Raw genomic sequence first — 4,461 nt, 5'->3', positions numbered from 1 at the left:
GCCACCCGGCGCGCCGGTACGCCCCGAGCACGGCCGCCGCGGCGAGCACCGTCGCCTCCGGACCGTCGCCGGCGGCCAAGCCGTCCACTTCGGACTGTTCGGTGACCCCGGCGAGCAGGTCCGGCGGCACCGCGCGCCGCCCGGTGCCCACCATCGCCGTGCTTAGCAACATCTCCCACGTCATACGGAAACCAGCCTGCCGTCGGACGCGAGGCTGCACGGGTGCAGATGACCGTCGTACCACTCGCCGAACAGGTCGATCCGGTGGCCGCCGGACACGGCAAGCAGTGGCCAGATGTCGGTGTCCGGGGCGAGCACGAGCGCCGTGTCGTCCACGTCGACGAGCACCGCGCCGTCGGTGTCGCCGGGGCCGGGCACCACGGTCACCGCGCCCAGCGTCATCGGGATCCGGGACAGCCACGGGTTGCCCGCCTGCCAGCTCGCCGCGAGGTCGAACGCGCCCAGCACGGTCGTCGGCGCCGGGTAGCCCGAGCCCGTACCGACCACCGGCTCGTCGGCCAGCAGCGCCCGCCGCGGCGGCGAACCCGGGTACAGCGCCAGCTCGACGTCGAGCACCGAGCCCAGCACCTGTGGCACCCGCAGCGCGCCTCCCGCCGCGGCGAAGTCCAGCAGCACCGCCACCTCGCCGGTCTCCTCGCCGTACAGCCAGGTCCGCTGCGACAGCAGCCGCTCGTCCTCCTCCTGGCTCAGCCCGACGACCCACCAGCGGTCCCGCGTCCGCTCGCCGGCGAGCACCTCGTCCTGGCGCCGCGACCAGCCCAGCACCGCACGCAGGTCACCCATCGTCGACACCGGCAGTGCCGCTCGCCGCCGCCACGCCCGCACCGCCAGGTACCACCGGCCCAGCTGCGCGAGCAGGTACTGCGCCCAGTCCGGGCGGACGTGCACGGCGCTGCCCATCGTGCGCACCCGCTCGGCGAGCCCCGGCACCTGCGCGTCGACCAGCCGGGCCGCCGCGGCGTCCCAGAACGAAGGCGGCTGCCGGCGCACGCCCGCGAGCCCCTGGCGCACCAGGTCGAACAGCCACCGCTCGAACTCGTCGAGCCCCGCGCTCATCAGGCTCTCCCGCTCGGCCACCCGCCTGGCCTGCGCCTCCGGGTCCGGCGCGCCGCCCGACTCGCGTGCCGCCGCTCGTGCGGACCGCTCGGCCCGGTCGTGCGCCCACGCCTGTGCGAAGTCGGCGGCCGCGTCGAGGTCGGCCACCGTCCCGTCGTTGGCCGCCCACATCAGCAGCAGCGCCAAACCGTGCTTGCAGGGCTGCTTGCGGCTGGGGCAGGTGCACCGGAAGGCGGGCCCGTTCAGGTCGACCGTGACCTGGTACGGCTCGCGCGCGCTGCCCTGGCACCGGCCCCACACCAGCGACTCGTTGCTGCCCAGCGCCGACCACTGGCGGGGCCGGGCGAGCGCGCGGGCGGCGCGGCCGGCCCCGGCGTCCGGGGCGAGCCCGAGCACCCGCTCCACAGTCCACCTCGAGCCCACGCCTGCTTCCTCCGATCGCCGCGGGCCAACACTAGTCCGGTGGACCGACGGAAATTGCGCGCGACGACCACCGCGCGCGGCATGAAATCGCCTGGTGGTCGACCTCTGGCACGCATAGCGTGTTGGCATGGCCGTGCTGCAGTCCGTCAACGTCGGCGTGCCCCGGGACAACCCGTGGAAGGCGATCACCCTCACCGGGATCGACAAGCGGCCGGTCGCCGGGCCGGTCGCGGTGACCGCCCCCGGGCCTAAGGGCACCGGCGCCGTCGGGCTGGCCGGCGACCGCGTGTACGACCTCGCCCACCACGGCGGCGACGACCAGGCCGTCTACGCCTACGCCCGCGAGGAACTCGACGTCTGGGCCACCCGGCTCGGCCGCGACCTGCCGGGCGGCGTGTTCGGGGAGAACCTCACGACGGTCGGCCTCGACGTGGACGGCGCGCTGGTCGGCGAGCGCTGGCGGGTCGGCCCGGACCTGCTGCTCGAGGTCTCCGGCCCGCGGATCCCGTGCGGCACCTTCCAGGGCTGGATGGCGCGGGCCGGCTGGATCAAGACGTTCACCGCGGCCGCGCGAGCCGGCGCCTACCTGCGGGTGCTCGAGCCGGGGGAGATCCAGGCGGGCGACGAGGTCGTCATCGCGCATCGTCCCGACCACGACGTCAGCGTCGAGGTCGCCTTCCGTGCGATGACCACTGAGCCGGACCTGCTGCCGCGCCTGCTCGTGGCCGAGGCCCTGCCGGCCGAGGACCTCGAGAGCATCCGCCGCCGGCTCGCCCGCGCACCTGTTGACCTTGACAGCCCGGCAGGGTGAGGTGTTCGCATGGCCTCATCGAAGAGTGACGAGTCTCGGGACGGCGTGCCGCTGACCAACCTCGACGCGTCGCTGTTCGACGGCGCCGACGCCACCAAGCGCGACCTGGTCGACTACCTCGACGCGGTGAGCGAGCGGATCCTGCCGGGGCTGCGCGACCGGCCGCTGTCGGTGATGCGGGTGCGGCCCGGGCAGGCGCCGTTCATGCAGAAGAACGTGCCCAAGTACACGCCGGACTGGGTCCGCACGATCAAGCTCTGGGCCGAGGCCTCGCACCGCGACGTGTCCTACGCCCTGTGCGACGACCGGCCGACGCTGCTCTGGTTCGCCAACCAGCGGGCGGTCGAGTACCACGCCACCCTGTTCGTCGCCGCCGACCCGGGCCGGCCGACGCACCTGGTGCTCGACCTCGACCCGCCGGAGGACTCCGACTCGTTCCGGCACGCGGTCGACGCCGCGAAGCTCGTCCGCCAGGCGCTCGCCGACCTCGGCCTCGCCGGCGCGCTGAAGACCAGCGGCGCCAAGGGCGTGCACGTGTTCGTGCCGATCGTCGACACCGAGCCCGACGACGCCGCGGCCGCCACCCGGGCGATCGCCGCGCGTGCCGAGCGCCTCGACCCGGACATCGCGACCACGGCCTACGTCAAGGCCGACCGCGGCGGCAAGGTCTTCGTCGACTCCACCCGCGCGCACGGCGCGACCGTCATCGCCACGTACAGCCCTCGGCTGCGGCCCGGCGCGCCCGTGTCGTTCCCGGTGGCCTGGGAGGACGCGGACGATGTCGTGCCGCGCGACTTCACCGTGCGCAACGCCGCCGGCCTGCTCGGCTCCCGCGACCCGTGGGCCGAGGCGCTCCCGGAGCCGCAGCGCCTGCCGGCCGACCTCGTGGCCGAGGGACACGAGATTCCGGTGGCGCGCGTCGTCGCGATGCACGAGGGAAAGCGTCGGAAGCGAGCCGCCGAGAAGGCCGAGGAGGCCACCGAGGGCTGACAGGTCACCATCCTCGGTTGCGATCCGTACACGACGACGGACAGTTACCACTCGGTCGTGTAACAAATCGGCATCGTCGCCCGTCACCGGTGTCGAACACTCCACTGTGGACGTTCCAATCTTGACTACTGTCCGCAATAGTGGAGGGACCACTCGTAGACACTGCCTACCCGGTCTGATTACATGTCCGGGTCGCCGTCCGAAGTCGGCCCGCACCCGCTCGCGACGAGAAACCGTTGGGACACAATGACCACCCGCACGAAGCACTTGCTCCAACGCTCCCGCGACCTGCTCGAACGCTCCCGTGTGGCCGCGGTCCAGTTCCTGGATCCGCCCCGTAACCAGCCGACGGCTCTGCCGCGGGTGATCGAGGGCTCGCGCGAGTCGCTGGTCCACCAGGAGCCCGAGGGCGCGGTCGTCGACATCTGCGCCAGCATCGCGCTGCGTGATCTCAACCTGGTCGACTCGCTGCTCTCGCTGCTCGAGACGATGGAGGAGTCGGAGGCCGACCCCGACCGGCTGACCGAGCTCTACAAGCTGGACCACCTCGCCACCCGGCTGCGGCGCAACGCCGAGAACCTGCGCGTGCTCGCCGGCCGCGACGCCGGCGAGGCCGTCTCCGACTCCGCGTCGCTGGTCGACGTGGTCCGCGCGGCCATGTCGTCGATCGACGGATACTCGCGCGTCTCGATCGGCCGGGTGCTTCCGCTGGGCGTGGTCGGCATCGCCGCGGACGACCTGTCCCGGCTGGTCGCCGAGCTGCTCGACAACGCGGTGAAGCAGTCGCCGCCGGACACCACGGTGCGCGTCAGCGCGCACCTCACCGACTCCGGCAGCGTGCTGATGCGCGTCGAGGACGACGGCATCGGGCTGCCGGCCGAGCGGGTGGACGAGCTGAACAGCCGCCTTTCCGACGCGCCGAGGCTCAACGACGACTCCGTGCGCCACATGGGCCTGGCCGTGGTGCGCCGGCTGGCCGCCCGCCACGACATGCGGGTGCGGCTGGCTCGCCGCTCGCCGCACGGTACGACCGCCACCATCCTGCTGCCGACCGGCCTGCTCTGTGAGCTGCCGGGCGAGTCGTGGTCCGGCTCGCAGACCGTGGTGCGCCCCGCCGACGCGCCGAGCCGGCGCGCGGCCGGCGAGGCGCAGCCCATCCC

4 protein-coding genes are annotated in these 4,461 nt (G+C 73.5%); 3 read left to right on the top strand and 1 reads right to left on the bottom strand.

Going from position 1 to position 4,461, the window contains the following annotated elements; translation table 11 throughout:
• Nucleotides 1-180: 180 nt before the first annotated feature.
• On the bottom strand, nucleotides 181-1,500 hold the full coding sequence (locus ACRDSK_RS32080) for an SWIM zinc finger family protein (protein ID WP_431445161.1): 1,320 nt from the start codon (nucleotides 1,498-1,500) through the stop codon (nucleotides 181-183).
• A 127-nt stretch (nucleotides 1,501-1,627) separates the two neighbouring features.
• Here ACRDSK_RS32080 and ACRDSK_RS32075 point away from each other — a divergent pair, with 127 nt between their 5' ends.
• The 3 genes from ACRDSK_RS32075 to ACRDSK_RS32065 all read left to right on the top strand — a co-directional run.
• Nucleotides 1,628-2,311, top strand: coding sequence for an MOSC domain-containing protein (locus ACRDSK_RS32075; RefSeq protein ID WP_431445160.1), 684 nt, complete (start codon nucleotides 1,628-1,630; stop codon nucleotides 2,309-2,311).
• Nucleotides 2,312-2,320: 9 nt separating this feature from the next.
• Complete coding sequence (locus ACRDSK_RS32070) at nucleotides 2,321-3,301, top strand: DNA polymerase domain-containing protein (protein ID WP_431445159.1); 981 nt, start codon at nucleotides 2,321-2,323, stop codon at nucleotides 3,299-3,301.
• 246 nt (nucleotides 3,302-3,547) lie between these two features.
• Nucleotides 3,548-4,461 (top strand): sensor histidine kinase (locus ACRDSK_RS32065; RefSeq protein WP_431445157.1); only part of this gene is annotated, 914 nt, incomplete at its 3' end.

The sequence above is a fragment of the Actinophytocola sp. genome, assembly GCF_050699915.1.
In the GTDB taxonomy this organism is placed as follows: Bacteria; Actinomycetota; Actinomycetes; order Mycobacteriales; family Pseudonocardiaceae; genus Actinophytocola.
This window is presented reverse-complemented; position numbering and strand designations above follow the sequence as displayed.

Coding starts and splice junctions, on each gene's coding strand:
- ACRDSK_RS32075 (WP_431445160.1), top strand. CDS start 1,628: ATGGCCGTGCTGCAGTCCGTCAACGTCGGCGTGCCCCGGGACAACCCG.
- ACRDSK_RS32070 (WP_431445159.1), top strand. CDS start 2,321: ATGGCCTCATCGAAGAGTGACGAGTCTCGGGACGGCGTGCCGCTGACC.